Here is a 26,665-nt window from a genome sequence, read left to right as displayed (position 1 = left end):
TGATGCGCGTCACTGTGGTCACTCCAGCTTCGACAGCCGCTCCATCAGCTGCTCGACGCGGTGGCCGTTGCCGTGCAGAGCGACATAGTCCTTGCCATAGACCGACAGCAGCGCGTCATCAAGGCGTCGCACCGCCGCGGGCGGATAGCGGTATCCCATACGAGCCGTGATGGCCTCACCGTCCGACGCAGCCAGCGCATGGGCCAACTCATCGAGTGAGGTGATGCCGAGCTCGAGCAGCAATCCGGAGATCCACGTGTAGTGCTCGGTGCGCGACCAGCCGGCGTCGGGATACTTCCCTGCCAGGAACTTGGCCAGTTCCTGGGCGCTGAGCCGCGGGTCGTCCACGTCCGGCTCCTGTGCCGGTTGCTCGGGCAGGGTCTCCTGGAGTCGGTCGCGGATCGCCGAGAACTCCTGGTCAGCGAGCTCCAGCAGCCCCGCGGCCAGGGTGAAGCGTCGGTTGAGATCAGGGGCGTAGGCCTCGGGGATCGTGCCCTTGTAACGGATGTCATGCTCGAACTCGGCCCAGGCGTGCTGCAGCACCGTGCGGATCTGCACGGACGCGGTGAACGTGCGCAGCATCGCCTGCTCGGCACTGAGGGTGCGACTGGCATCGACCGCCACGACCAGGTGCCGGCTCACGTAGCCCCACCGCCCCTGGTCAGCGGTCTCCTGCCCCATGTCACGGTCCTCCAGGACCGTCAGCTCCCCCGCCAGCAACTGAGCGACCGCGTCGACGTCGTCGCGCACATAGGTGATCACGCGCAGCCCGATCTGGTCGGTGATCTGCTTCAACGGGTCTGGATAGAGCAACTTCCCCTCGCCCCGGCGAGCCGCCTTGCCGGCAAAGCTCTCGGCCGACTTGGTGCGCCCGGTCACCGCGAGATAGTTGATGCCAGCGTCGTCCAGGGCGGATGTCACCAGCGTGATGAAGCCGTCCGTGGCCCGGGTCAGCTCCGGCACGCGCGCGACATACTGCTGCACGGCATCACGGACCCGATCGGATTCCTGCGGGTCCACGGTCGTCATGTCCCCATCCTGCCGCACCGGGCACCCGCCTGCCCTCGCCAGGCCCACCTCGCCTCTGCGCATCGAGCCGGCCTCGCCACGCGCCCGCCGAGCCCCACCCCGGACCGCGCCCCACCCCACCGGACCGCGCCCGCCAAGCCCCACCCCGGACCGCGCCCGCCAAGCCCCACCCCGGACCGCGCCCGCCAAGCCCCACCCCGGACCGCGCCCGCCAAGCCTGCCCCCTCCCGCACCCGTACGTGCAAACCCACTGGCAGTTCGACCGTAGAACTCGTTGGGACCGACATCCCTGCAGGTCAACGGTCCGCAGTGGCGACCGGTCCCACGAACTGCCAGCAGTTATGCAGGCGCCTGACCAGGTGGCGGCTGTGCCGGCGCGTGGTCAGGCGGTGAAACCCTTGGCACGCTGCATCGCTACCGCCCGGCGCACGACCTGGATAACCCATTCCCGAGAGAACATCACTTGATCCCAGGTGAATCTCAGGACACCTGCGGCACCATGAGTGGGCCGACCGCCTCGATGCAGTGCGCTCGCAGGGTTGACTCGAAGGCATTCGCCGGCGCGGCCGAGGCGTTGAGCAGGACAGTTTCCGCCCTCGACCGGCCGGTTCGGGGCAGCCCCGCGATGGCCCCGCGCATCTCCCGCGGGCTGATCGCACCAGCCCGCCGAGCCGAGTCCGCAATGGGCAGTGCCTCCTCGAGCGGGAGGTCGCGCGCAACGTCGAGCACGGTGCGCAGCGGGGGTGTGACACGGGCCTCCAGCTCGGCGGCGCTCACTGCGCGCCAGCGCACAGCCACTCCCTGCCTCTTCGCCTGGAGGATGTCTCGGTGCCTGGGCACGATGATCTCGGGTTCAGGCGGTGGCCGCCGAAGCTCCCAACCGTGAGCCAGAGCCGCGCTGCGGTGGCCGATGACCCCATTCAGCCGCACCGCCGCCATCATCGCCTGGTCGAGGTTGGGCAGACAGTAGCGGCCATGAGCGGCACGCACGGCGCGCGCCTCAGCCAGGGCTCGCTGAAGCTGGTGACGCGACACGAGCGTGAGCAACTGTGCGTGCGTCGCCGCTCCACCGAACTGGCCAGGGCGAGGACCACCGGGTCTGGTTCTTGCATGGCGTCCAGCCTGTCGTCCCGACTCGATGCGGCCGGCAAGTTATCCACAGCCATGGTCTCGGGCGCGTGCCAGTGCGCGGCCCGCAGGTGTCCGAGCGCGGCGCGCGCTTCCGAGCGCGGAGCTCAGGCGATGCAGACGGCTGCCGCGCTCAGGCGATGCAGACGGCCGCCGCGCTCAGGCGATACAGACGGCCGCCGCGCTCAGACGATGCAAACGGGCTGGCAGTTCAGTCCGGCCCGGGAGTCGCTGACTCGCTGACCTGCGGACTCTCAGCTCTGCAGCGACGTCACCCGTCGAACTGCCAGCGGTTCTGCAGATTTCACGCAGGGCGCAGCCGTCACCCACCTCAGGCACGCAGGGCGCGGCCGTCAGGCACGACGGCCGCTGCGGCGCTCAGGCCCCGACGATGCACACGGGCTGGCAGTTCAGTTCGGCCCGGGAGTCGCTAACTCGCTGACCTGCGGACTCTCGACCCTGCAGGGGCGTCACCCGCCGAACTGCCAGCGGTTCTGCAGAATTTCACGCAGGACATGGGGACCGAACTGCAGCGGTGCTGCAGGGACATCGCGACATGAGTCACCGAACTGACAGCGGTCAAAGCACGCCAGATCACCACCCGGACGCAAAACGACGGGCCCGGTGAGCACCTGCTCACCGGGCCCGTCGAACGGGTCAACCGTGGGTCACTCCGCCGCAGCAGCGACGCCGGAGACGCGCGAGGGGTCGAGCGGGATGCCCGGGCCCATCGTGGTGCTCATGGTCGCCTTGGTGACGTAGCGGCCCTTGGAGGAGGACGGCTTCAGCCGCAGCACCTCGTCGATGGCTGCGCCATAGTTCTGCGCAAGCTTGTCGGCGTCGAACGAGGTCTTGCCGATAATGAAGTGCAGGTTGGCGTGCTTGTCGACGCGGAACTCGATCTTGCCGCCCTTGATGTCGGTGACCGCCTTGGCGGTGTCCATCGTCACGGTGCCGGTCTTCGGGTTCGGCATCAGACCACGGGGACCGAGCACCTTGCCGAGGCGACCGACCTTGCCCATCAGGTCCGGGGTTGCGACGACGGCGTCGAAGTCGAGCCACCCACCGGCCACCTTCTCGAGCAGCTCGTCGGAGCCGACGTAGTCCGCGCCGGCCTCGCGAGCGGCGTCAGCCTTGTCGCCATTGGCGAAGACGAGGACGCGGGCGGTCTTGCCGGTGCCGTTGGGCAGGTTGACGGTGCCACGGACCAACTGGTCGGCCTTGCGCGGGTCGACGCCCAGCCGCAGGGAGACCTCAACGGTCGCGTCGTACTTGGTGGTCGAGGTCTCCTTGGCCAGGGCGATGGCCTCGACGGGGGTGTAGAACTTGCCGTCCTCGATCTTCTCGGCGGCGGCGGTGTAAGCCTTGCTGCGCTTCATTTCTGCTCCTCTGTGTGCAGTGGTGGAGTTGTGGTCTGCGGACCAGCGCTGGTCCTGCCACGGGATCCGGTATGCCGCGCGCTACCTGAGCGGGCGACTCACCGATCCGGTGTGCCGGGTGCTCAGGCGAGCGTCCGGCATACCGGGGCGTCAGGGGCTCAGCCCTCGACGGTGATGCCCATCGACCGGGCGGTGCCGGCGATGATCTTGGCAGCCTGGTCGACGTCGTTGGCGTTGAGGTCGGCCATCTTGGTCTCGGCGATCTCGCGCACCTGGGCCTTGGTCAGCTTGGCGACCTTGGTCTTGTGCGGCTCGCCGGAACCCTTGGCGACGCCGGCAGCCTTCTTGATCAGCTCGGCAGCCGGCGGGGTCTTGGTGATGAAGGTGAACGAGCGGTCCTCATAGACCGTGATCTCGACGGGGATGACGTTGCCACGCTGGGACTCCGTCGCGGCGTTGTAGGCCTTGACGAACTCCATGATGTTGACACCGTGCTGACCCAGCGCGGGGCCGACGGGCGGGGCGGGGGTGGCCGCACCGGCCTGGATCTGCAGCTTGATGAAGCCGGAGACCTTCTTCTTGGGGGGCATATCTGTTCCTCTGTGGTTGTGGGCCCACGCCGTGGGCGATGACCCGGTTGCACTCCGCAGGACGGAGTCTTGCGGAGTTCCGAGGCCGGCGACGACCTCGGAAATCTATGGAGTTGTAGAACCACCCTGGGTGACGCGGCGTTCTTCGCGGACGAGGTCCGCTCAGAGCTTGGCCACCTGGTTGAACGCGAGCTCGACCGGGGTCTCCCGGCCGAAGATCGAGACCAGGACCTTGAGCTTCTGGCTCTCGGGGATGATCTCCGAGATCGTGGCCGGCAAGGTCTCGAACGGACCCTCCATGACGGTGACGGACTCGCCGACCTCGAAGTCGACCTCGGGGCTGGCGGGCCGCGAAGCAGCGGTGGTCCCGCCCGAGCCTGCCGCGGCGGGCTCGCCGGTCTCGGGAGTCTCAAACACCGGAGCGAGCATCGTGATGACCTCGTCGATGCTCAGCGGCACGGGCTGGTGGGCGTTGCCGACGAAGCCGGTGACACCGGGGGTGTGCCGGACCGCGCCCCAGGACTCGTCCGTCAGGTCCATGCGGACCAGGACATAGCCGGGCATGCGCACCCGGCGCACCTGCTTGCGGACACCGGACTTGATCTCGGTGACCTCCTCCATAGGCACCTCGACCTGGAAGATGTAGTCCTCCATGTTGAGGCTCGTGGAGCGGGTCTCCAGGTTGTGCTTGACGCGGTTCTCGTAGCCGGCGTAGGAGTGGATGACGTACCAGTCGCCGAACTGCGACGCGAGGGAGTCGCGGAACTCCTCCATGGGGTCGCCAGCGGGCTCCTCGTCCTCAACGGACTCGTCGTCAGCGGCTTCGCCCTCGGTCGCCTCGTCGTCAGCGGCCTCGTCCTGCGCGTCAGCCTCTCCGGCGGGAGCGTCGGTCTCGGCGTCCTCGACAGGCGCCTCGGCATACTCCTCGACGTCGGCCTCGCCCGCGGCGGGCGCCGACTCGGCCGTCTCGGCCTCGGGCGTCTCGTCGACGTCGTTCGTCCACTGCTCGGACATGACTACTTCCTTACTACTGGCGGGGCGGCTGGCCACCGAGGCGGCCGGGTGCGGTCATCGAGACCGCGGCACAGAGGACCTGGCTCAGTCGCCGAAGGTGAACTCGACGACGCGGGTGAAGATCTGGTCCACACCCACCACAAATCCCATGATGATCAGCACGAAGACGAACACGACGATGGTGTAGACGATCAGCTCGCGCTGGGTCGGCCGGTGCACCTTGCGCAGCTCGGCCATGACCTGAGCCACGTAGGTGCTGGGACGCGGGGGTCCTCCGGCCTGCGTGTTGCCGCGGTCGACACCCTGGGTGTCACGGGCACTTGTCTCAGACACGGATAACCTTCCTTTGCCCCTCGCAAACGGGCCTGTTCTTGTCGGCAGCGATCTGGTGATCGCGTCGCGCAGGGCACGAGGGACTCGAACCCCCAACCCCTGGTTTTGGAGACCAGTGCTCTACCAATTGAGCTAGTGCCCTTCACCCGCTGAGGCCCGGTGGGCAGGCTCCAGCATGGGATGCGTCAACATCCGAGGATCCATCCTACGCGATCAGAGTGGTCCGTGCTAACCAGCCTCCGCCGGCAGGCGGGTCGGCACCCGCGCGGGCCACGGTGGCAGAATGGCCACGTGACCCAGAGCACCCCGAAGCCCCGCATCTCCACCCGCATCGGCTCGATCGCCGAGTCGGCCACCCTGGCCGTCGACGCCAGGGCCAAGGCTCTGAAGGCGCAGGGCCGGCCGGTCATCGGCTTCGGCGCTGGCGAACCCGACTTCCCGACGCCCGACTATGTCGTGGCAGCGGCCGCGGCCGCTGCGCATGACCCGGTCAACCACCGCTACTCACCCGCCGGTGGCCTGCCCGACCTCAAGGCCGCCATCGTCGACAAGACGCTGCGCGACAGCCAGTATGCCGTGGAGCCGGCCAACATCCTGGTCACCAATGGCGGCAAGCAGGCGGTCTACAACACCTTCGCCGCCCTGCTGGACCCCGGCGACGAGGTGCTGCTGCCCACGCCCTACTGGACCACCTACCCCGAAGCCATCCGGCTGGCCGGCGGCGTGCCGGTCGACGTCTTCGCCGGAGCCGACCAGGGCTACCTCGTGACCGTCGACCAGCTCGAGGCTGCCCGCACCGAGGCCACCAAGGTCCTGCTGTTCTGCTCCCCGTCCAACCCCACCGGCGCGGTCTACCCGCCCGAGCAGGTCGAGGCCATCGGGCGCTGGGCGCTGCAGCACGGCATCTGGGTGGTGACCGACGAGATCTATGAGCACCTGCTCTATGACGGTGCCACCGCGCCCTCCCTGCCGGTGCTCGTGCCTGAGCTGGCCGAGACCTGCGTGGTGCTCAACGGGGTGGCCAAGACCTATGCGATGACCGGGTGGCGGGTCGGGTGGATGATCGGCCCCAAGGACGTCATCAAGGCCGCGACCAACCTGCAGTCGCACGCCACCTCCAACGTGGCCAACGTGTCCCAGCGCGCTGCCATCGCGGCGCTCCAGGGCGGGCTGGAGGCCGTCAGCGAGATGCGCTCGGCCTTCGACCGGCGCCGCCAGACGATGGTGTCGATCCTCAACGAGATCGACGGCTTCTCCTGCCCGACACCTCAGGGCGCCTTCTATGCCTATCCGAGCGTCGCCGGGGTGCTGGGACGGACGATCCGTGGCCGCACCCCCCAGACCTCGGTGGAGCTCGCCGAGATCATCCTGGACGAGGTCGAGGTGGCCGTCGTGCCCGGCGAGGCCTTCGGACCCTCCGGCTACCTCCGACTGTCCTACGCCCTGGGCGACAACGACCTCGCCGAGGGCGTGGGCCGCATCCAGGAACTGCTCGCCTGACCCCCATTTTCTTAGTGGTTTCGCTGGTGCCTCCCGCATTTTCGTAGTGGTTTCGCTGGTGCCGCTCGCATTTCCGTCGTGGTCTCGCTGGTGCGCCGCACATCGATTGTGCTAGCGGTGAGCTACGACATACTGGCCTGATTCGCTACTCCTACATCGCGTAGTAGATAATGGAGGTGCGGCGGACAACCGGTTCGCCCGGCACCAGGAGGCAGGCATGGCACGGTTCGATGGCAGGGTCGCGATCGTCACGGGAGGGGCCAGTGGGATTGGCCGCGCCACGGTGCTGAAGCTAGCCCGCGAGGGCTGCGCGGTGGTGGTCGCCGACGTCCAGGACGAGCTGGGTCAGCAGGTGGCGGCGGAGGTGGCCGCCTCTGGTGGCACCGCGACCTACGCCCACCTCGATGTCGCCGACGAGACCGGGTGGACCGACGTGGTAGCGCAGACCCTCGCAGAGCACGGCCGTCTCGACATCCTGGTCAACAACGCGGGCATCGGCGATGACGAGCCGATCGAGGTCACCAGCACGCAGACCTGGGACCGGGTCGTGGCGATCACCCAGACCAGCGTGTTCCTCGCCATGCGGTCCGCTGCGGAGGCACTGAAGGCCTCCGGTCACGGCTCGGTGATCAACGTGTCCTCGATGTTCGGGATCGTCGGCGGTTTCGGGACCGGACCGGCCTACCACTCCGCCAAGGGAGCGGTGCGGCTGCTGTCCAAGAGCGCCGCGCTGGGCTGGGCCACAGAGGGCGTACGGGTCAACTCCGTCCACCCCGGCTTCATCGAGACACCGATCTTGGGCGAGACGGACCGCGAGATGCTCGCTGGGGCCACTCCCATGGGCCGATTGGGCACCCCGGACGAGGTCGCCGCGCTGATCGTCTTCCTCGCCGGGGACGAGGCCGGCTTCATCACCGGTGCCGAGTTCGTCGTCGACGGTGGCTACACGGCGCGCTGACATCGCAAGCTGACGTGTGACGGGCCCGATACCTGCAATCCCGCAGGTGTCGGGCCGCGTCAGTCTCGGTGCACGCAGCCCGCTCCTCGTGCCGACAGCGGCGGTGAGGCTACTCGTCGCCGCGCAGTTGGAAGCGCGAGAGACGCAGCCCGGCCACCCAGTAACCGGCCACGATGACGACCAGGCTGGCGATCCAGGCGTAGGCCAGTGGCAGGTTGCCGGCGACCAGGTTGAGCGACTCATCAAAACCCTCGGCGATCCGGCGCCCGAAGGCGGAGACGCTCACATAGCGCAGGCCGGAGAGCCACGAGGCGAGCAGCCCCTCAAAGACCAGCACATAGATCAATCCGGAGATCATGCCGTGCCGGTTGATTGCCGAGAACATCACAAAGGCGGAGCAGTATGCCGTGCCCGCCACCGCAGAGCCGACGCCCACCGCGATGGCCCGGCCGGGTGAGGACGGATCCAGGATCAGTCCGGCCACGAGCAACGAGCCCGCACCCAGCACGATGGTGACCACGACGGCCACCGCGAGCTTGCTCAGCGCGATGGCAAAGCGGGAGATAGGCTTGGAGAGCAGATAGACGATCGAGCCGTCGTCGATCTCGGGCCCCAGGACGCCGGTGGTGACCAGTAGTGCGACCAACGGCAGCACCAAGCCCAGCCCGAAAACCACGATGACTGCCTCGAAGGAGGTGGCTGCCGCGTCGCCTCTGGTGAGGATCTGCACCAGCGCACACAGGCCGATGAGCAGCAGGGGCAGGGCGACCAGCACCCACCACCGCTTCTGACCGAACAGCGACTGCACTGCCAGCCGGGCGATGGTGGGGTTCATGCCGACACCAGGTAGGCGAAGACCGACTCCAGCGACTCATCGGTGGGGGTGACCTCACGCAGTGTGATCCCGTGCTCCTTGGCCTGGCGCGGCAGCGCGCGGGCGAACTCTCCGAAGTCGGTCACCTGCACGACCACTCCTCCCCGGGGGTCGAGCTGGACGCCGGCAACGCTCTCGGCCCCCATCAGGACCGTCGCCAACCGACGGTCCGCGCTGCTGCGGATCAGATAGACGTTGGGGCGGTCGCTCATCAACCGCCGGATCGCGCCGAAGTCACCGGAGGCCGCGTGACGGCCCGACACGACGACCTCGATGTGCCGGGCGATCTGCTCGACCTCCTCCAGGATGTGGGAGCTGAACAGCACCGTGCGCCCCTCGGCACCCATCCGGGTGAGCAGGTCCATCAGGTGCATCCGCTGGCGGGGGTCCACGCCGTTGAACGGCTCGTCCAGCAGCAGCACACCCGGGTCGTGCACGAGCGCCGCCGCCAGCTTGACTCGCTGGCGCATGCCCTTGGAGTAGGTGCTGATCAGCCTGCCGGCCGGCTCGACGAGGTCGACGATGCCCAGCGCCCGCTCGGTGGCCTCCCCGGGGGCGGACAGCTTGTGCAGCTCGGCGTTGGCCCGCACGAACTGTCGGCCGGTCAGATAGCCGAAGCTGGCCTCTCGCTCCGGGACCAGCCCGATTGCGCGATAGACCGAGACGTTGTTCCACACGGGCTGACCGTCGAGCTGCACCTCACCGGCCGAGGGTGCCAGGAAACCCGCCATCATCGCGATCAGCGTGGTCTTGCCGGCACCGTTGGGCCCGAGCAGACCGGTGACCCCCGGTCCGATCTGCATCGAGACGTCATTGACCGCCACGACATTGCCATACCACCGCGAGGTGTTGGTCAGCTCCAGGACGCTCATCGGCCCGCCTGCTTCCGGTAGTAGCGCACCAGCAGCCACAGTCCCACCACGATGACCGCCAGGGCGGCCAGGAGATAGAGCAGCCCCCAGGCAGTGGTGTCCGGCGGCAGGGGGAAGGAGCTCTGGCCACCGAGCAGCTCGGCCTGCACGCCGTCGACGAGTGAGAACGGGGAGACTAGCCCGGCAAACAGCCCGACGGTCTCGCTGCCCTCTGCAGCGGTGATCGCCTGGACCGCCGACACCAGGCCCGTGCTGACCAGCAAGGCGATGATGGTGACCCCCACGGCGAGTCCACGTCGGCGCGTGTGGGCGGCGACCAGGCCGGACAGGGTGGCCAGCACGGCCGACAGCAGCACGATGCCGACCATCGCGGCGAGGAAGTCGCCGGTGTGCTCGGCGACGTCGGCCTCGGCGGTGAGCGCCCCGACATACAGCACGATGACGGGGAGGGCGACGAAGATGAGGATGGCCACGAACAGCGAGGCCCACCGGACCAGGGCGTAAGCCGGGGCGCTCAGTGGTCGTGCGAGGTAGAGCGAGATCGCCCCGGACCGCAGGTCGCGCGAGAAGAGCACGGGCGCCTGCGCGGCCACGAAGATGACGATGACCAGCATCATGTTGACCGGGTAGGCCCCGTAGTCGAGGAAGCCCTCGGTCAGGCCGAGGGTGACCATCACCGCGACCATGATCGCGGCGGGGATCACCATCATGACCAGCAGAGTCATCGGCAGTGCCTTGGCCTTGCCGGACCGGCCGATGCCATAGGCGTTGAGCACGCCGGTCACAAAGAGTGACCGGGCGGCCGCGCCGGTGCCCAGCCGTGGGCCGCTGTAGGGCCGATAGCCGATGTCGTGGATGACACCGCTGGCCCCGTTCGTCTCAGAGTGCTGGGCCATGACCTGCCTCCTCCCGGAAGACGTCCTCAATGTGTCCGTGGTCCGCGGCGAGGCGGACCAGCCCGACGTCGAGCTCCACCGCCGTGTCCCGGATCAGGTCGTGCAGGTCGGCACGTCCCGGGGCATTGATCTCGATCAGCTGACCGCGAGGGCGGCAGGCGATGCCCTGCGCGGCCAGACGCTCCCCCATCGCTGTCTGCGCATTACTCTCACCGAGCACCTCCACCAGCAGCAGCCCGGTGTCGGAGGTGAACTCGGTCGTCGCCGAGGAGCGCAGCAGCCGGCCCCCGTCGAGGACGACCACGTGGTCGCTGACCCGCTCCAGCTCACCGAGCAGGTGGGAGGTGACCAGGACCGAGATGCCAAACTCAACGCCGATCTTGCTGACCAGCGCGAGCATGTCGTCCCGTGCCGCGGGGTCCAGGCCGTTGGTCGGCTCGTCGAGGAAGACCAGTCTCGGATCGTGCGCGAGGGCCTGCGCCAGTTTGGCGCGCTGCTTCATGCCGGTGGAGTAGCCGCCCATCAGGCGGTAACGCTCCTCGGCGAGCCCGACGTGGCGCAGCACGTCGGCGGCCCGCTCCCGTGCCGCGGTCGGCGGCAGCCCGGACATGCGGGCCATGTGCACCACGAAGTCGATGGCCCGCACGTCTGGCGGCAGGCAGTCGTGCTCGGGCATGTAGCCCACCAGCGTGCGGATCTGTTGGCCCTCGGCACGGATGTCGTGCCCCAGCACCTGCGCCGTGCCCTGGGTGGCGTCTATGAGTCCGAGCAGGATCTTGATCAGCGTCGACTTGCCGGCGCCGTTGGCACCGACCAGGCCGGTCACGCCCTCGCCGATGGTCAGGTCCAGCCCCTCGAGCGCTGTGACCTGCCCGTAGCGCTTCGTCAGCCCCTGGGTGTCGATGATCCCCACGGGAACAATCTAACTGGTCGCGCCGACACCGTGGCTCATTCTGCTCGGCCGGGGTGGGGTCGTGCTGTGACGTGCCTCACCTCGGCGCGGGGGCACGGTCCATCCACTGCCCGGCCCGCATCACCTCGTGCACCCGCAGGTCCTCGTCGAGCGCGACCAGGTCGGCGCGGGCACCTGGCGCAAGGCGTCCCAGGTCGCTCCACCCCATCGCGGCCGCGGGGGTGGCGGTCGCGGCACGCACAGCGTCGAGCAGCGGCACACCGCAGCCGACCGCGGTGCGCACTGCCTGGGCGAGGCTCAGGGTGCTGCCCGCCAGGCCGGTCCCGTCCTGCAGACGGGCCACTCCGTCGACGACGTCCACGGCGAGGGTGCCCAGCTGATAGGTGCCGTCACCCAGCAGCGCGGCCGCCATGGCGTCGGTGACCAGCATCCACCGCTGCCCGGCGGCCCGCGCCGTAGCCCGCACGACGGCTGGGTGCAGATGGGCCCCGTCGACGATCGACTCGACAAAGACCGCCGGGTCCTCGAGCAGCGCGACGGACGGACCGGGCTCGCGGTGGTGCGGCGGCCGGGCCGCGTTGTAGAGGTGTGTGGCCACCGTCGCCCCGGCCTCGAGCGCGGCACGGGTCTGGTCATAGGTCGCATCGGTGTGCCCGACCGCGACCCGCACGCCACGATCGCGCAGCAGCCGGGTGGCGGCCAGCGCTCCCGGTCGCTCCGGGGCAAGCGTCACCATCACCAGGGCGTCTCCGGCCGCGTCGGCGAGCGCGGCGACGTCGGCCGGGTCGGGGTCTGTCAGGAGGGCGACCGGGTGGGCACCGCACCACTGCGGCGCCAGCCACGGTCCCTCCAGGTGTATGCCGGCAAGCTCACCCGCGCGCACCAGGGGCAACAGCGAGCACACCTGCTCGAGGAGCGCCTCCTGGGTGTCAGTCACCAGGCTGGCGACGAGCGTGGTCGTGCCCTCTCGCAGGTGCGCGGCGCGGGCCGCGCGCGCGGCCTCAGCCCCCTCGGTGAAGGCAGCACCTCCCCCGCCGTGGTTGTGCACGTCCACCAGCCCCGGGATCAGCACCGCGTGCTGCCGTCCTCCCGGCGGGGCGGCTCCGGCGGGCGGACGACCCTCGCCGACCTCCACGATCTGCGCGCCACGGACGGCGACCCAGGCGTCGCGCGTCTCACGCTCGGGCGTGAGCACCCGGTCGGCGCGGACGACGTGCACCTGCTCCACTCAGCACCTCTCCACTCAGAACCCCTGCCAGGCCGGTTTGCCGCTGAAGGTCTCACGGTAATAGTCCCGCAGCTCCAGCCTGGAGGCGGCGGCCTCGTCCAGCAGGACCGTGACGTGCGGGTGCAGCTGGAGGACCGAGGCGGGGCACACAGCACTGACCGGTCCCTCCACGAGTTGCTGGACGGCGTGTGCCTTGCCCTCCCCGAGGGCGACCAGCACCAGGTGCCGGGCCTGCAGGATCGTGCCGACCCCTTGCGTCAGGCAGTGGGCGGGCACCGCCTCGACCTCACCTCCGAAGAAGCGTGCGTTGTCCTGTCGGGTGAGGGCGGTCAGCGTCTTGATCCGGGTGCGGGAGGCCAGTGAGGAGCCGGGCTCGTTGAAGGCGATGTGCCCGTCGCTGCCGACACCCAGCAGTTGGACATCCACCCCACCGGCGTCCGCGATCGCCTGCTCATAGGCGAGGCAGGCCGCCGACAGGTCGTGGGCCAACCCGTCGGGGCCGCGCACGTTGGCCGGATCGATGTCGACCAGCTGCACGAATTCCCGCTCGATCACCGCGCGATAGCCCTCGGGGTGGTCGGCAGCCAGTCCGACATACTCATCGAGCAGGAAGGCCCGGCACTGGGCCAGGCTCAGCTCGCCGCGGGTCACCTGCTGGCCCAGCTCGCGATAGACCCGCAGCGGGCTGGAGCCGGTGGCCAGCCCCAGGACGGCGTCGGGTCTGCGGGCCACGTGCTGGGCGATCGCCTCGGCTCCGGCCAGGCCAACCCGGTCCTCGTCGGGGAGGATCACGACCTCCATCAGCGCGTCTCCTCCACGAACCAACGGGTCAGGGAGGTCGGGTGGGTGATAGCGGTGCCGGCGCAGACCGCGCAGACCGCGGCCTCCAGCACCCGGTCCGCGACGGAGCTGCCGTCGGCACGCGTGCAAAGAGTGGCGTCGATGGCCGGGACGTCGACGGCTCCGACCACGGTGCGCAGGTCTTCGAGACCCTGCAGCCGCATCGCGACCGCACCTTCCTTAACGACGGCCGAGGCGACCCGCGACATGGTGTCTGGGGTGCGCATCGGCTCGCCCGGATAGGCCTGGCAGGAGACGATCAGCCCCCCGGCTGTGAGCGCGCCCAGGTCGTCCAGTGTCGTGGTCATCGAGCATCTTCCTCGGGGGTGGGGGATGAGGTGGGTGGCGGATGAGCTGGGGGCGGATGTGGTGGCGGAATCCGGGCAGGGTGCTAGCTGACCTCCGGGAGCAGGCTCAGCAGGTCGGCACGGTGCTCGCGCGCAGCAGCCTCCCCTGCCTCGATGGCCTGCTTCGCCTTGTGGAACTCGGCGATCTCCAAACCCTCCATCAAGGGGTCGAGCAGCACGTCGGGCTTGTAGAACGAGATCCGCGCCATGGTCAGCTGGGCCTGCATGACGTCGACGGCCCGCATCAGCTCACGGATAGCGGTCATCCGGATCCGGCGACGCGGTGCCCCAGCATCGTCCTGTGGGTGGTCGACGCGGGCCAGTGGTGTCGCATTGACGGCCAGCACCTTGTGGGCTCCGAGGAAGAGGGCTCCGTCGACCGGGATCTGGTTGAGCAGGCCGCCGTCGACGAGCCGGGCCCGCCCCAACGCCACCGGCTCGAGCGCGCCGGGATAGGCGGTGGTGGCCCGCAGCGCGGTGATCAGATCCCCGTGCTGGCTGTAGTGGATGCGACCGTCGTTGAGATCGGTCGCGGTGAGCACCAGCGGCAGCTCGAGCTCCTCGAAGGTCGCCGGGAGCAGCTCAGCCAGCCAGCGCTCGAACCCCTTGGTGTTGACCAGGCGCCCCGAGATCGGACTCCAGTCGATCAGTTTGCTCCACCGCAGATCGGTGGCGATGTCGGTCATCTGGTCGGCGTTGTAGCCCGCGGCGATGAAGGCTCCGATCAGCCCGCCCATGCTCGTGCCCGAGACGACATCCGGGCGGATCCCGAACTCCTCCAGCACCCGCATCACCCCGATGTGGCACAGACCCCGGGCTCCCCCGCCGCCCAGAGCGAGGCCGAGCACCGGCTCGGGACGGACGTCCTCCGACGTCACTCTGGGCACTTCCGGGCTGCCGCGCCTTGCGTCAAACATGCCCCCATTGTGTGCCATCCCCGCCTCCCCTCAGCGCCGCACCGATGAGGTAGAACTGGGGGACCATGACCCGCTCACTCGCGGCGCTGCCCAAGGCGCACCTGCACCTGCACTTCACCGGATCCCTGCGCATCGCCACCCTGCGCGAGCTGGCCGACAAGCACGGGTTGCGGCTGCCGGCCGCGCTGCTGCAGGACTGGCCGCCCACGCTGCGGGCCACCGACGAGCGCGGCTGGTTCCGCTTCCAGCGCCTCTATGACACCGCGCGTGCTTGCGTGCGGGACGAGGCAGACATGCGGCGGATCGTGCGCGAGGCCGCCGAGGACGACGCGTCCGAGGGGTCCCGGTGGCTGGAGATCCAGGTTGACCCCACGTCATACGCCCCATTTGTGGGTGGCATTACCCCGGCGATCGAGATCGTGCTGGACGAGGCCGCCGTGGCCACTGCGGCGACCGGCACGCAGGTGGGTGTGATCGTGGCCGCCAGCCGCATCCGCCACCCGCTGGACGCGCGGACCCTGGCTCGGCTGGCGGGACAGTATGCCGGCGACGGCCCCGGCACCGTCGTCGCCTTCGGCCTGTCCAACGACGAGCGGCGCGGGGACACCGCGCAGTTCGAGCGGGCCTTCCAGATCGCGGCCCGGGCCGGTCTGGCGAGTGTGCCGCACGCCGGTGAGCTGCTGGGTCCCTCCCACGTGCAGGACGCGCTGGACCATCTCGCTCCGGACCGGCTGGGGCACGGCGTGCGGGCGGCCGAGGATCCCGCCCTGCTGGCCGCGCTGGTGCGTCGAGGGGTGACGCTCGAGGTGTGCCCGGCCAGCAATGTGGCCCTCGGCGTCTATGACGAGCTGTCCCAGGTGCCGCTGCGACAACTGTTGGAGGCGGGGGCCAGCATCGCTCTGGGGGCTGACGACCCGCTGCTGTTCGGGTCCCGGTTGCTGGCGCAGTATGAGTCGGCGCGCCGCGACCACGGCCTGGCCGATGAGCAGCTGGCCGAGCTCGCGCGCGGCTCGATCCGTGGCAGCCGGGCTCCGGAGGGCTTGCGCACTGAGCTGCTGGCTGGGGTGGACTCCTGGCTCGCCGCGACCTCCAGCCCATGACCCCCCGCTTCGCACGTCGAAACAGCCGACGGCACCCCCGCGGCGTCCCGGACATCACGCAAGGAGTCCCGTGAACGGATTCGAGTGGCGCTGGATCGCCGCCGGCACCGGTTGGGGGTCTGTCGTCGGTATGGCGACCGGCACCCTGATCGGGTGGGTCCTGGTGTTCACCGGGGCGGGACCGAGCAACGCGGGCTTCTTCGAGCAGCTCGGCGGTCTGCTCCTGGGACTGTTTTTCATGGCCTTCTACGGCAGCCAGTTGGGCTTCATCCCCGGCTTCGTCTGCGGCCTGGCACTCGGCATCCTGCTCAGCGTCGCGGTCGGCCGCCAGCGCGACGAGCGCCGGGCCGTGTGGACCACCACGATCGCGACGGCGCTCCTGGACCCCTCGCTGGCGGGCCTGGCCGTGACGCTGCTGGACTGGTACTCCTCGAACCTGCGCGATCCGTGGCTGTGGCTCGTCCTGGCCATCCCCACCCTCCTGGCCATCCCCACCCTGGGCTGGTCCGCCCGTCGGATCGTGCGGGGACGGGTCGTCAGGGAGCGCGAGGCGCTCGCCCACGCCTGGCCGCACCAGGACGCGCCCGGGCGATCGTGAGGTGCGGCGTGGGGCCTACAGCTCCAGGCCCACCAGCACCGGCTCGTTGACCAGGGTCACGCCAAAGACCTCTCGCACGCCGTCGCGCACCTCGCGGGCCAGGTCCAGCACGTCCTCGGCGCGGGCCGAGCCCCGGTTGGTCAGCGCCAGCGTGTGCTTGGTCGACAGCGCCGCCGGGCCGGGCATCCGGTGGCCCTTGCTGAAGCCGGCCTTGTCGATGAGCCACGCCGCCGACGTCTTCACGGTGCCCTCAGCCGCCGGGAACCGGGGCGGGACCGGTCCGTCCGGCCCCAGGTGGGCGGCCGCGCAGGTGACGAGCTCGGCATACTCCCCCGCGGGCAGGATCGGGTTGGTGAAGAAGGAGCCGCACGACCAGGTGTCGTGGTCGGCGGGGTCGAGGACCATGCCGCGGTTGCGGCGCTGCGCCAGGACCGCCTCACGCGCCTCACCCAACGGCACGCGCGCCCCCAGCTCGACCCCCAGACCGTCGGCGAGCGCGGCATAACCCACCGGCTGGCTCAGCTCGGTGGGGCGCAGCGAGAAGGTCACCGACAGCACGATGTGGCGCGGCGTCACGGCACCGGCGGGTGCCTGCGGTCCCACCATGGAGTCCTTGAGCACCGAGTGGCGGTAGGAGAAGGCCAGGTCAGCGGCGAACATCGTGCGGACCCGCTGCTCTGTCCTGTCCCACACCCGGACGGAGGCGATAGTCTGGGCGACCTCCTGGCCATAGGCGCCGACATTTTGCACGGGCGTCGCCCCGGTGGCTCCGGGGATGCCGGACAGCGCCTCGATGCCCGACCAGCCCTGCTCACAGGCGTGCGCGACGACGTCGTCCCAGGTCTCCCCGGCGGCCACGGTCGCGGTCACGCCACCGCAGGCCGAGGCGTCGGGCACCTCGATCCCCGTGGTGCGCACTAGCACGACCGTCCCGGCGAACCCCGCGTCGGCGACCAGCAGGTTGGACCCGCCCCCGACGACCAGCAGCGGCTCCCCCGCCTCGTCGGCCTCCCGCACCGCCTCGATCAGCTCGGTCTCGGTGGTCGCGGCCACGAACCGGTGCGGCGGTCCCCCGACCCGCATCGTGGTCAGCTCCGCCAGGGTCTCGTATGCCGGGGCGCCCGTCGGCAGGCTCCTCACCTGGGCGTCGTGCGTGTCGGAGCCGCCCGTCGGTCGGCCGGGGGCAGACGTCATGCGCGCACGACCGCCTGGCAGCGGCCGAGGACCTTGTCACCACCACAGGTCGCCGTGAGCTCGATGGTCTGGGTGCCGGCGGCCTCGTCGGTCTTCGTCACGACACCCTCGACGAGCACCTCGACGGTCTCACCCTCGGGCACGACGACCATGCCGGTGAAGCGGGTCTGGCAGGACAGCACGCGGCCGGGGTCGCCGCCGACATACGCGGTCACGACGTCGAGGGCGGCGCCCATCGTCCACATCCCGTGGGCGATGACGTCCTGCAGTCCGACGGAGCGCGCGAACTCCGCGTCCTGGTGGATCGGGTTCTGGTCACCCGAGGCGTGGGCATAGTCGACCAGGCGGGCCCGGTCGACCGTGACGGTGCGGGTCAGTGCCGAGGCGTCGGTGGTCAGCTCGTTGGTCATGGTCAGCCCTCTCCGCGCACGACGATGGTGGACTTCACGGTGGTGAGGGGCTGGCCGTCCGCGTCGGTGAGCTCCACGCGGGTGGACACCATGCCGTGACCTCCGGCTTCGCGGATGCGGTCGACGTGCAGCACGCCAGTCAGCACGTCCCCCGCGGTGATGGGCCGGTGGTGGGTGAAACTCTCCTCGCCGTGCACCACCCGGGAGAAGTCGATGTTGGCCTCCGGGTCCTGGATCAGCTGGGCCTCACACTGCTGCGCGATCCGCACCGCGAAGGTGGGCGGGGCCACGACGTCGGCGTGCCCCAGCGCCCGGGCCGCCGCGGGGTCGCGGTGCGCCTGGCTGGTGGAGCCGATCGCGTCGGCGAAGGCCGAGATCTCCTCGGCGGTGACCGGGAACGGGCCGGCCGGCGGATACTCCCGGCCGGCGTAATCGGGGTTGACTGCCATGCCGGTCAGCCTATCGGCCGGGTCCCACCCCCCACCCAACCTGGGCACGCGGAGCGTTGCCGGTGCGACAGGTATATCCCGCGCACAGCCCTCACAAGCGTGCCCAGGCTCTGTGTGCCGCGGGCACCACGAAGGCCGCCACCCAATGCGGGTGACGGCCTCGAAGGTGCTGACCGGGGTCAGCGGTGCCGGCTGGTGCCGGAGTGCGTCAGCGAGTCTCGCGGTGCGCGGTGTGCTTGCCGCAGCGCGAGCAGAACTTGGCCAGCTCAACCCGGTCGGGGTTGTTGCGGCGGTTCTTCTTGGTGATGTAGTTGCGCTCCTTGCACTCCGTGCACGCCAGAGTGATCTTCGGGCGGACGTCGGCGCTCTTAGTAGCCACGGGGCAACCTGCTCTCAAACGGTGATGGGTGATGCGTGCGGGAGTCCTCCACGCGCGGGTGGCGGACAGCAGCACACAAGGATACGCGACGGGCGGCTCTGCACCGAATCGCGACCTGTAGCGGGAGCGGGGCTCGATCCCGCGACCTCACGATTATGAGTCGTGCGCTCTAACCAGCTGAGCTATCCCGCCATGGGGTGACGCCTCCCCGACCGGCAGCCAGGTGGCTTCCCTGAGCCCCCCAACGGAATCGAACCGTTGACCTTCTCCTTACCATGGAGACGCTCTACCGACTGAGCTAGGGGGGCCTGCGTCCGTGCTCCGGGACTCGCCCGAGCGTGGAACGCTCCGCAGACTTTACACGGCACACCCGGCACTCGCGAAATCGGGCACCGAGCGGGCCGCGGTCAGGCCACGGTGCCGGTCAGGTGGACCTTGCTGCCGTCCTTGCTGGTGACCCGAAAAGCCAGGTCATCACCCTCGCGGGCGAACGAGAAACCGACCGTCGAGGGCAGCAGCACCGGCTTGCGGAAGTCCACCGAGACGCCATAGGTCGCAGGCAGTCGGCCCTCCAGCGCCGCCAGTGCCCGCGCGTGGGTCCACATGCCGTGCATGATCGTGCGCGGGAACCCGAAGGCCTTGGCGGTCAGCGGACTCAGGTGGATCGGGTTGACGTCACCGGACACGCCGGCATACGTCCGTCCCAGGCCCGCGGGCAGACGCCACAGCGCGGACGGAGTCTCCCCCATTTTTGGAGAGGTTTCGTCGGCTCCCCGCGCATTTTTGGAGGGGTTTTGCCGATCGGCCGCACCATCCGCGTCGGAAGAAGACGGCGGAGAGACCTCAGCGGCGCCGGTGGGGCGCTTCCCGCGGGCCAGATAGGTGCTGCGTCCGGTCCAGACGACCTCGTCGCCGACCCGGGCCTCACCCAGCAGATCCACCTGCGTGCCGGAGCGGTGCGCCCGCAGGTCCGCGGCACTGCTGGACAGCGTCAACGCCTCCTCGACCTGCACCGGGCGGTGCAGCCGCATCTCGTTGGACACGTGCACCATGCCAGCCAGGGCGAGCGGGAAGTCTCCACCCGCCATCAGGTGCACCTGCAGCGGGAAGGTCAGCACGTGCAGCCAGGTGGCCGGCACCGCGTCCCGCAGGGTGAACCCACAGACCCGGGAGTATGCCGCGAAGCGCTCCGCGTCCTGCTCCAGATCGGTGACCATCACCCGCCGGGTCGGCAGCGTGCCGTCCGGACCGCCCCGCGTGGTGGGCACCAGAGCGCGGGCGATCTCGACGCCGATGCTCGGGGCCTTGTCCAGCAGTTCCACGTCCACGTCCTGTGATGACGGGCTCATCCTCAGGCCCCGATCTGGCTCTGACCGCAGACCCGGATGACCTGCCCGGAGACGGCACCGCTGTCCGGGCCCGCCAGATAGGCGATCGTCTCGGCTACGTCGACCGGCTTGCCACCCTGGCTCAGGCTGTTGAACCGTCGGGCGAACTCGCGGGTGGCGAAGGGGATCTTGTCCGTCATCTCGGTCTCGATGAACCCGGGCGCCACGGCGTTGACCGTGATCTCCCGGTCCGCCAGCAGCGGCGCCTGAGCCCTGACCAGCCCGATGACACCGGCCTTGCTGGCCGCATAGTTCGTCTGACCGCGGTTGCCCGCGATGCCGGAGGTGGAGGCCACGCCCACGATGCGTCCACCCTCGGCCAGACCACCGGCGACCGACGCATCGAGCAGCACCGTGTTGATCCTGATCTCCGCGGCCAGGTTGACGTCGAGCACGCTGCCCCAGCGGTCCTCGTCGGTGTTGACCAGCAACTTGTCCCGGGTGATGCCGGCGTTGTGGATGATCGCGTGGATGCGAGCGTCCTTGCCGTGGCGGGCCGCGACGTGCGCGGCGATCTTCTGGCCCGCGTCCGGGGAGGTGATGTCGAGCTGGAGGGCGGTGCCGCCCAGCCGGTTCGCGACCTTGGTCAGCGACTCACCGGCCGCGGGGATGTCGACCACGACCAGGGACGCGCCGTCCCGGGCGAAGACCTCGGCGATGCCTGCTCCGATGCCGCGGCCGGCCCCGGTCACCACGACCACCTTGCCGGCAAAGGGCGCCGACGGGTCCCGCGGGATCTCGCCGGGCTGCGCCCCGAGGGCGCGCCACGGCTGCCCCGAGACGTAGGCCGAACGGCCCTCGAGGAGGAAGGAGAGGGTGGAGGCCAGCGCCTCTCCGGTCGTGTCGGTGGAGACATAGACCAGGTTGGCGGTGCCGCCCTTGCGCAGCTCCTTGCCCACACTGCGGGTGATGCCCTCCAGGCCCTGCTGGACCGCCGCGGCCTCGGGCCAGTCCACCAGCTCGGGCGCCGTGCCGACGACGATCACCCGTCCGCTGACCCCCAGCGCGCGCAGCGCAGGTCGCAGGACCGCGCGCACGCCCTCGAGCTCGCTGACGGCGGCCAGTGCGGTGGCGTCCAGGACGATGGCACCGATCTTGGTGGTGTATGCCGGGGGGACGGCTCTCCCGTCCTCTCCCGTGGTGCGGGCCGCCGGCTCATCGCGCACGGCCTCGACCGTGGTGACGCCGAGACCCTTCAGACCGTCACGCACCGCGTTGCTGGTCGCTCCGGAGCCCGGCAGCACCGCGAGTGCCACGTCACCGGTGGGCAGGGAACGCCCCCGGCGCAGCTCGGTCGCCTGGGGAACACCCAGCTGCTTGCCGACGGCCTTGGCCACCGGGTTGCCGGTCAGGACACTGAGCACCTTGGTCATCACACTGCCTCCAGGATCGCGACGACACCCTGGCCGCCGGCGGCACAGATCGAGATCAGGCCACGAGAGCCAGACCCCTTCTCGGACAACATCTTTGCCAGTGAGGCGACGATGCGCCCACCGGTCGCGGCGAACGGGTGGCCCGCCGCCAGGGAGGAGCCGTTGACATTGAGCCGGCTCCGGTCGATGGCACCGAGCGGGGCGTCCAGCCCGAGGCGCTCGGCGGCGAACTGCTCGTCCTCCCACGCCGCGAGCGTGGAGAGGACGGTGGAGGCGAAGGCCTCGTGGATCTCATAGAAGTCGAAGTCCTGCAGGCTCAGCCCCTGGCGGGCCAGCAGCCGGGGCACGGCATAGGCCGGCGCCATGAGCAGACCCTCCTCGCCACCCACGTAGTCCACCGCAGCGACCTCGGCGTCCACAAAGCGCGCCAGCGCCGGCAGGTTGCGCTCGGCGGCCCACTCCTCCGAGGCCACCAGCACGAGCGCGGCACCGTCGGACAGCGGCGTGGAGTTGCCGGCCGTCATGGTGGCACCCTCACCCTTGCCGAACACCGGGGACAGCTTGGCCAGCTTCTCCACCGAGGTGTCGGGGCGCAGCCCCTGGTCCTTGCTGAGTCGGCGGAACGGGGTCACCAGGTCGTCGAAGAAGCCCTCGTCCCAGGCGCGGGCCATGTTGTGGTGGCTCGCGGCAGCCAGCTCGTCCTGGGCCTCCCGGGTGATCTCCCACTCCTTGGCGGTGCGCGCCTGGTGCTCACCCATCGACAGACCGGTGCGCGGCTCGGAGTTGCGCGGCGTCTCCGGCGCGAGATCGCCGGGGCGGATCGAGGCAAACGCCTGCATCCGCTGCACGGCCGTCTTGGCGTGGTTGGCCTTGAGCAGCGCCCGCCGCAGCCCCTCGCCGACGGCGATGGGGGCGTCGCTGGAACTGTCGACACCACCGGCGATCGCGCTGTCGATCTGACCGAGCTGGATCTTGTTGGCCACCTGGATCACGGCCTCCAGGCCGGTCCCGCAGGCCTGCTGCAGGTCGTATGCCGGGGTGGTCGCGTCGAGCGACGAGCCGAGCACGGTCTCACGGACCAGGTTGAAGTCACGGCTGTGCTTGAGCACCGCGCCACCAGCGACCTCACCGACGCGCTGACCAGCCAGGCCGAAGCGGGCGACCAGGCCGTCCAGGGCTGCGGTCAGCATGTCCTGGTTGGACGCCGATGCGTAGGCACCGCCGGCCTTGCCGAACGGAATGCGGTTGCCGCCGACGATCACGGCATTGCGGACTTGGGCCATCAGGATCTCCTGGGAGGAAGGGCGACACGAGGTAACTATCCGATACCGACAGTAGCAGGTACGCCGAGTACTCGGTACTGTGTCTGTATGTCCACACGCGCAGATGGTCGAGACACCCGCTGGGCCCAGCACCGGGCGGTGCGCCGGCGCGAGCTGGTGGAGGCCGCACTGCGTGCCATCCGCCGCCACGGCCCGAGCGTCGGCATGGACGACATCTCCGCCGAGGCCGGCACCAGCAAGACCGTGATCTATCGCCACTTCGGTGACCGCACGGGACTCTACTCAGCGGTGGCCGAGTCGGTCGATCAACGCATCCTGGACAGCCTGCGCACCGCCACCGCGGACTGGAACACGCAGGACCCGACGGCACTGGTCGGGCCGATGGTGGACGCCTACCTCTCCCTCGTGGAGAAGGACCCGGAGATCTATCGGTTCGTGGTCACCCGCCCCCTGTTGGACGGTCCCGTCGAGCACGACCCGGTCGCCGGCCTGACCGACCAGATCGGCGCCCAGGTGGCCCAGGTGCTGGAGGCGCACCTGACCCTCCAGGGGCGCGACGCCGCGTGCGCACAAACCTGGGGCCACGGACTGGTCGGCTTCGTCCGGGCCGCCGCCGACCACTGGATGGACTCGGAGCGCTCCCGACCACGCCAGGACGTCGTCGCCGACGTCACCTCCCTCTTCGCACCCGCCCTGAGCGGTATGCCGTCAACCCACCAGACCACTCACGACCAGGACTGAGGACTGAATCCCATGAGCACCAACACGAGCACGACCGACCAGACCACGGCAGGGGCGACCACGGCAGGGGCGACCACGGACCATAGCGACGACGTCGGGGAGACCAGTCTCGCGGCATACGAGCCCTCGGGGGCAGGGGTGAGCGTCGGGTCGGAGGAACTGACCGCGCTGGGCGCGGCCCTGCGCAGCGCAGCCGACGGCACCTTCGGCGACACCCGTGCCGAGATGCGGGCCCTGCTGGTGGCGGAGGGACTGACCCGTGACCCGTCGATGAGCGTGGCGGAGGCCCGCGACTGGACCCGCAACGCGATCGCCACGCTGGCCGCACAGGGCCGCGGCGGTGCGGGCTTCCCGACCTCCCTGGGTGGGGACGGCGGACTCGCCAGCTCCATCGTCAACTTCGAGTCCCTGGCCCTGGCCGACCTGTCCCTGACGGTGAAGGTGGGCGTGCACTTCGGCCTGTTCGGCGGGGCCATCGTCAGCCTCGGCACCGACGAGCAGGCAGCAGAGTTCATCCCGCGGGTGATCACCCTCGACCTGCCGGGCGCCTACGCCATGACCGAGATCGGTCACGGCAGCAATGTCCAGGCGCTGGAGACCACGATCACCTACGACCGGCAGACCGACGAGTTCGTGGTGCACTCCCCGACCGAGTCAGCCACCAAGACCTACATCGGCAACGCGGCGCAGGACGCCCAGATGGCCGTCGTCTACGGGCAGCTCGAGGTGGCGGGCGAGCAGCACGGCATCCATGCCGTGCTCGTGCCGGTGCGCGACGAGTCGGGCTCGCCCCGCCCGGGAATCGCCCTGGGGGACAACGGCGCCAAGGGCGGGCTGGACGGTGTGGACAACGGCACGATCCGCTTCGACCAGGTGCGGGTGCCGCGCTCGATGCTGCTCAGCCGCTATGGAGGAGTCACCGCCGAGGGCGTCTACGAGTCGCCGATCGACAACCAGAACCGGCGGTTTTTCACCATGCTCGGCACGCTGGTGCGGGGACGGATCTGTGTCGCCGGTGGCGCCGCCCAGGCCGCCCGCAAGGCCTTGTCCATCGCCACCCGCTATGGCATGGCCCGTCGACAGTTCGACGCTCCGGGGCGCGAGGGTGAGGTGGTCCTGCTCGACTACCTGGCCCACCAGCGCAAGCTCCTGCCGGCCATCGCCACCGCCTATGCGCTGGCCTTTGCGCAGGACGAGATCAACAACGCGGTCGCCACGGTGCAGGGCAAGCCGGTCGGTGAGCGCGACCAGAAGGCCCAGCGTGAGCTGGAGACCCGCGCCGCCGGACTCAAGGCCGTCAGCACGCGCTTTGCCAACGACACCATCCAGATGTGCCGCGAGGCCTGTGGCGGGGCTGGCTACATGGCCGAGAACGGCTTGACCGAGCTGCGTCGAGACGCGGACGTCTTTGCCACCTTCGAGGGTGACAACACGGTGCTGCTGCAGCTGGTCGCCAAGGGCCTGCTGACCAACTACAAGGAGATGTGGGGCGACCTCGACATGCTCGGCATGGTCCAGGCCGCGGTCCGCACCTTCAGCGGCACGGTCATCGAGCGCACCGCCGCCCGTCCCGCGATCGAGCGGATCATGGCCACCGCCCAGCGCACCTCCGACGCCGACACGGTCCTGGAGCGCAGCTGGCACGTGGTCATGTTTGAGGAGCGTGAGCAGCACGTGCTGGACAGCCTCGCGCAGCGTATGCGCACTGCGGGCAAGGACGAGAGCAAGGCTTTCGAGGCGTTCAACGCCACGCAGGACCATGTCCTGTTCGCCGCTCGGACGCACATTGACCGGGTCGTGCTGGAGGCCTTCATCGCCGGCATCGAGTCCTGTGAGGACGAGGAGTCCAAGCGGGTCCTGAACCTGCTGTGCGACCTCTATGCCCTGGAGAACCTCTCGGGCGACCGCGGGTGGTTCCAGGAGCACGGACGGATGTCCTCGACGCGGGCCAAGGCCATCATCCCGGCGATCAACCAGCGTTGCCGGGAGCTGCGCCCGCTCGCGCTGCCCCTGGTCGAGGGCATGGGCGTCCCCGAGCAGCTGCTGCAGTCCGCAATGCTGCAGGGCTGAGCCGGCAGGCGCCGAGATCAGGCCAGCAGCCCCTGGATGCTGTTGACCGCGGTGTAGATCGCCACCAGGACGAGGAAGACCGCGAACGCCCGGCTGAGCCGACCCGGAGACACCCGGGCGCTCAGCCGGCCGGCCGCGAGGCTCGAGAGGACGGCCGTGACCGTGAAGGCGATGATGAGCGGCCAGTCCAGCTCGACCGGTCCGGTGACCCGGGTGGCGAGCCCGACGAGGCTGGTGATCGCCAGGACCAGCAGGGAGGTGCCCACTGCCCGGCGCATCGGCAGGCCGAGCAGCAGCATCAGTGCGGGCACGATGGCAAAGCCACCACCGACGCCGAAGAACCCGGTCAACCAGCCGATACCGGTCGCGGCCAGCGCCACCTGGGTGGCCCGTCTCCGGTCCAGGTGGAAGGGGCGGAGCTGAAGCCAGTGGCGGGCCACGTCGTCCTCGACCTGCTGCCCCCGCTGGCGGCTCCACATCAACCAGGCCACCGCCACCAGCAGCACCGCGAACAGCGCCATGAGCACGTTGCCGTCGACCACGAGCGCCATCCGTGCCCCGACCACCGCCCCCACGATGCTGAGCACGCCGAACGCCAGTGCATCGGTGACGTTGACCAGCCCCGCCCTGCCGTATTGCAGTGCGCCGACGATCGCCGTGACCCCGACCACCACCAGCGAGGTGGTGGTCGCCTCCAGTGGAGGCTGGTCCAGCAGATAGACCAGTGCCGGGACCGAGATGATCCCGCCGCCGCCGCCCAGGGACCCCATCACCGTGCCCACCACGAGCCCGACGAGGGCGGCGAGCAGCAGCTCGTTCACCCGGTCACCCCGCTGTCTCCACAGTCGGGACGCCACGACGG

At 69.8% G+C, this 26,665-nt stretch carries 28 protein-coding genes and 3 tRNA genes; 6 read left to right on the top strand and 25 right to left on the bottom strand.

Annotation, left to right across the window (positions count from 1 at the left end):
- Positions 1–18: 18 nt before the first annotated feature.
- The 7 genes from FNH13_RS05000 to FNH13_RS04970 all read right to left on the bottom strand — a co-directional run bounded on the left by FNH13_RS05000 (position 19) and on the right by FNH13_RS04970 (position 5,615).
- Positions 19–1,029 carry a GTP pyrophosphokinase gene (locus tag FNH13_RS05000; RefSeq protein WP_321169217.1) on the bottom strand — a complete coding sequence of 337 codons (1,011 nt, stop codon included), beginning with the start codon at positions 1,027–1,029 and terminating at the stop codon, positions 19–21.
- Positions 1,030–1,509: 480 nt separating this feature from the next.
- Positions 1,510–2,064, bottom strand: a complete 555-nt coding sequence (locus FNH13_RS19460; protein ID WP_228266595.1) for a hypothetical protein — start codon at positions 2,062–2,064, stop codon at positions 1,510–1,512.
- A gap of 761 nt (positions 2,065–2,825) precedes the next feature.
- On the bottom strand, positions 2,826–3,536 hold the full coding sequence (gene rplA / locus FNH13_RS04990) for a 50S ribosomal protein L1 (RefSeq protein ID WP_143782455.1): 711 nt from the start codon (positions 3,534–3,536) through the stop codon (positions 2,826–2,828).
- A 158-nt stretch (positions 3,537–3,694) separates the two neighbouring features.
- Positions 3,695–4,126: a 50S ribosomal protein L11 gene (gene rplK, locus FNH13_RS04985; RefSeq protein WP_143782454.1), complete on the bottom strand. Its 432-nt coding sequence runs from the start codon at positions 4,124–4,126 to the stop codon at positions 3,695–3,697.
- 162 nt (positions 4,127–4,288) lie between these two features.
- Positions 4,289–5,140, bottom strand: coding sequence for a transcription termination/antitermination protein NusG (gene nusG / locus FNH13_RS04980; RefSeq protein WP_143782453.1), 852 nt, complete (start codon positions 5,138–5,140; stop codon positions 4,289–4,291).
- Positions 5,141–5,224: 84 nt separating this feature from the next.
- Positions 5,225–5,473, bottom strand: coding sequence for a preprotein translocase subunit SecE (gene secE / locus FNH13_RS19205; protein WP_202878868.1), 249 nt, complete (start codon positions 5,471–5,473; stop codon positions 5,225–5,227).
- 69 nt (positions 5,474–5,542) lie between these two features.
- Positions 5,543–5,615: transfer RNA gene (locus tag FNH13_RS04970), tRNA-Trp, on the bottom strand.
- Positions 5,616–5,764: 149 nt separating this feature from the next.
- Between FNH13_RS04970 and FNH13_RS04965 the strand changes: the two genes are divergently transcribed.
- Both FNH13_RS04965 and FNH13_RS04960 read left to right on the top strand, forming a co-directional pair.
- A complete protein-coding gene (locus FNH13_RS04965) occupies positions 5,765–6,973 on the top strand; it encodes a pyridoxal phosphate-dependent aminotransferase (protein ID WP_228266594.1) in 1,209 nt (402 codons plus the stop codon).
- A gap of 217 nt (positions 6,974–7,190) precedes the next feature.
- Positions 7,191–7,931, top strand: a complete 741-nt coding sequence (locus FNH13_RS04960) for an SDR family NAD(P)-dependent oxidoreductase (RefSeq protein ID WP_143782451.1) — start codon at positions 7,191–7,193, stop codon at positions 7,929–7,931.
- A gap of 109 nt (positions 7,932–8,040) precedes the next feature.
- On the opposite strand, the gene FNH13_RS04955 is transcribed toward FNH13_RS04960, so the two are convergent.
- From FNH13_RS04955 to FNH13_RS04920, 8 genes are all read right to left on the bottom strand, one after another.
- Entirely contained in the window at positions 8,041–8,766 is a 726-nt protein-coding gene (locus FNH13_RS04955) for an ABC transporter permease (RefSeq protein WP_143782450.1), read from the bottom strand.
- Positions 8,763–9,677: an ABC transporter ATP-binding protein gene (locus FNH13_RS04950; RefSeq protein WP_143782449.1), complete on the bottom strand. Its 915-nt coding sequence runs from the start codon at positions 9,675–9,677 to the stop codon at positions 8,763–8,765. The genes FNH13_RS04955 and FNH13_RS04950 overlap by 4 nt, the downstream gene beginning before the upstream one ends.
- Positions 9,674–10,573, bottom strand: coding sequence for an ABC transporter permease (locus tag FNH13_RS04945; RefSeq protein WP_143782448.1), 900 nt, complete (start codon positions 10,571–10,573; stop codon positions 9,674–9,676). Before FNH13_RS04945 ends, FNH13_RS04950 begins: the two co-directional genes overlap by 4 nt.
- Positions 10,557–11,486, bottom strand: coding sequence for an ABC transporter ATP-binding protein (locus FNH13_RS04940; RefSeq protein WP_143782447.1), 930 nt, complete (start codon positions 11,484–11,486; stop codon positions 10,557–10,559). The genes FNH13_RS04945 and FNH13_RS04940 overlap by 17 nt, the downstream gene beginning before the upstream one ends.
- 76 nt (positions 11,487–11,562) lie before the next feature.
- Positions 11,563–12,714 (bottom strand): N-acetylglucosamine-6-phosphate deacetylase, encoded by a 1,152-nt coding sequence (gene nagA / locus FNH13_RS04935; RefSeq protein WP_228266593.1) that lies wholly within the window; start codon positions 12,712–12,714, stop codon positions 11,563–11,565.
- 15 nt (positions 12,715–12,729) lie between these two features.
- Positions 12,730–13,515, bottom strand: a complete 786-nt coding sequence (gene nagB, locus FNH13_RS04930; RefSeq protein ID WP_143782446.1) for a glucosamine-6-phosphate deaminase — start codon at positions 13,513–13,515, stop codon at positions 12,730–12,732.
- Positions 13,515–13,862: a beta/alpha barrel domain-containing protein gene (locus FNH13_RS04925; RefSeq protein ID WP_143782445.1), complete on the bottom strand. Its 348-nt coding sequence runs from the start codon at positions 13,860–13,862 to the stop codon at positions 13,515–13,517. The genes nagB and FNH13_RS04925 overlap by 1 nt, the downstream gene beginning before the upstream one ends.
- Positions 13,863–13,945: 83 nt before the next feature.
- Positions 13,946–14,818, bottom strand: coding sequence for a patatin-like phospholipase family protein (locus FNH13_RS04920; RefSeq protein ID WP_143782444.1), 873 nt, complete (start codon positions 14,816–14,818; stop codon positions 13,946–13,948).
- Positions 14,819–14,883: 65 nt separating this feature from the next.
- On the opposite strand from FNH13_RS04920, the gene FNH13_RS04915 reads away from it, so the two are divergent.
- Entirely contained in the window at positions 14,884–15,918 is a 1,035-nt protein-coding gene (locus FNH13_RS04915; RefSeq protein WP_143782443.1) for an adenosine deaminase, read from the top strand.
- A gap of 70 nt (positions 15,919–15,988) precedes the next feature.
- Positions 15,989–16,516: a hypothetical protein gene (locus FNH13_RS04910; RefSeq protein WP_143782442.1), complete on the top strand. Its 528-nt coding sequence runs from the start codon at positions 15,989–15,991 to the stop codon at positions 16,514–16,516.
- A gap of 15 nt (positions 16,517–16,531) precedes the next feature.
- Here FNH13_RS04910 and FNH13_RS04905 read toward each other — a convergent pair whose 3' ends face one another.
- The 9 genes from FNH13_RS04905 to FNH13_RS04865 form a co-directional block, all read right to left on the bottom strand.
- Positions 16,532–17,710: a UDP-N-acetylmuramate dehydrogenase gene (locus tag FNH13_RS04905; RefSeq protein WP_143782441.1), complete on the bottom strand. Its 1,179-nt coding sequence runs from the start codon at positions 17,708–17,710 to the stop codon at positions 16,532–16,534.
- Entirely contained in the window at positions 17,707–18,120 is a 414-nt protein-coding gene (locus FNH13_RS04900) for a MaoC/PaaZ C-terminal domain-containing protein (RefSeq protein ID WP_143782440.1), read from the bottom strand. Before FNH13_RS04900 ends, FNH13_RS04905 begins: the two co-directional genes overlap by 4 nt.
- A 2-nt stretch (positions 18,121–18,122) precedes the next feature.
- Positions 18,123–18,569 (bottom strand): FAS1-like dehydratase domain-containing protein, encoded by a 447-nt coding sequence (locus FNH13_RS04895; protein WP_143782439.1) that lies wholly within the window; start codon positions 18,567–18,569, stop codon positions 18,123–18,125.
- 208 nt (positions 18,570–18,777) lie between these two features.
- On the bottom strand, positions 18,778–18,948 hold the full coding sequence (gene rpmG / locus FNH13_RS04890; RefSeq protein WP_143782438.1) for a 50S ribosomal protein L33: 171 nt from the start codon (positions 18,946–18,948) through the stop codon (positions 18,778–18,780).
- Between the two features lie 118 nt (positions 18,949–19,066).
- Positions 19,067–19,140: transfer RNA gene (locus FNH13_RS04885), tRNA-Met, on the bottom strand.
- 43 nt (positions 19,141–19,183) lie between these two features.
- Positions 19,184–19,256 (bottom strand) — tRNA-Thr (locus tag FNH13_RS04880).
- A 99-nt stretch (positions 19,257–19,355) separates the two neighbouring features.
- Entirely contained in the window at positions 19,356–20,297 is a 942-nt protein-coding gene (locus FNH13_RS04875) for a MaoC/PaaZ C-terminal domain-containing protein (protein WP_202878867.1), read from the bottom strand.
- Positions 20,298–20,299: 2 nt separating this feature from the next.
- Complete coding sequence (locus FNH13_RS04870; protein ID WP_143782437.1) at positions 20,300–21,709, bottom strand: 3-oxoacyl-ACP reductase; 1,410 nt, start codon at positions 21,707–21,709, stop codon at positions 20,300–20,302.
- Positions 21,709–22,992 (bottom strand): acetyl-CoA C-acetyltransferase, encoded by a 1,284-nt coding sequence (locus FNH13_RS04865; protein ID WP_143782436.1) that lies wholly within the window; start codon positions 22,990–22,992, stop codon positions 21,709–21,711. The genes FNH13_RS04870 and FNH13_RS04865 overlap by 1 nt, the downstream gene beginning before the upstream one ends.
- 87 nt (positions 22,993–23,079) lie before the next feature.
- Between FNH13_RS04865 and FNH13_RS04860 the strand changes: the two genes are divergently transcribed.
- Together FNH13_RS04860 and FNH13_RS04855 are read left to right on the top strand one after the other, a co-directional pair.
- On the top strand, positions 23,080–23,733 hold the full coding sequence (locus FNH13_RS04860) for a TetR/AcrR family transcriptional regulator (RefSeq protein ID WP_143782435.1): 654 nt from the start codon (positions 23,080–23,082) through the stop codon (positions 23,731–23,733).
- Between the two features lie 12 nt (positions 23,734–23,745).
- Positions 23,746–25,803, top strand: a complete 2,058-nt coding sequence (locus FNH13_RS04855; RefSeq protein WP_143782434.1) for an acyl-CoA dehydrogenase family protein — start codon at positions 23,746–23,748, stop codon at positions 25,801–25,803.
- A gap of 17 nt (positions 25,804–25,820) precedes the next feature.
- Here FNH13_RS04855 and FNH13_RS04850 read toward each other — a convergent pair whose 3' ends face one another.
- Positions 25,821–26,624 carry a sulfite exporter TauE/SafE family protein gene (locus FNH13_RS04850; protein WP_143782433.1) on the bottom strand — a complete coding sequence of 268 codons (804 nt, stop codon included), beginning with the start codon at positions 26,622–26,624 and terminating at the stop codon, positions 25,821–25,823.
- Positions 26,625–26,665 lie beyond the last annotated feature (41 nt).

It is taken from the genome of Ornithinimicrobium ciconiae, assembly GCF_007197575.1.
GTDB lineage: Bacteria > Actinomycetota > Actinomycetes > Actinomycetales > Dermatophilaceae > Ornithinicoccus > Ornithinicoccus ciconiae.
Note: the sequence above shows the minus strand (reverse complement) of the source record. Positions and strands in the feature narration are given on the sequence as shown.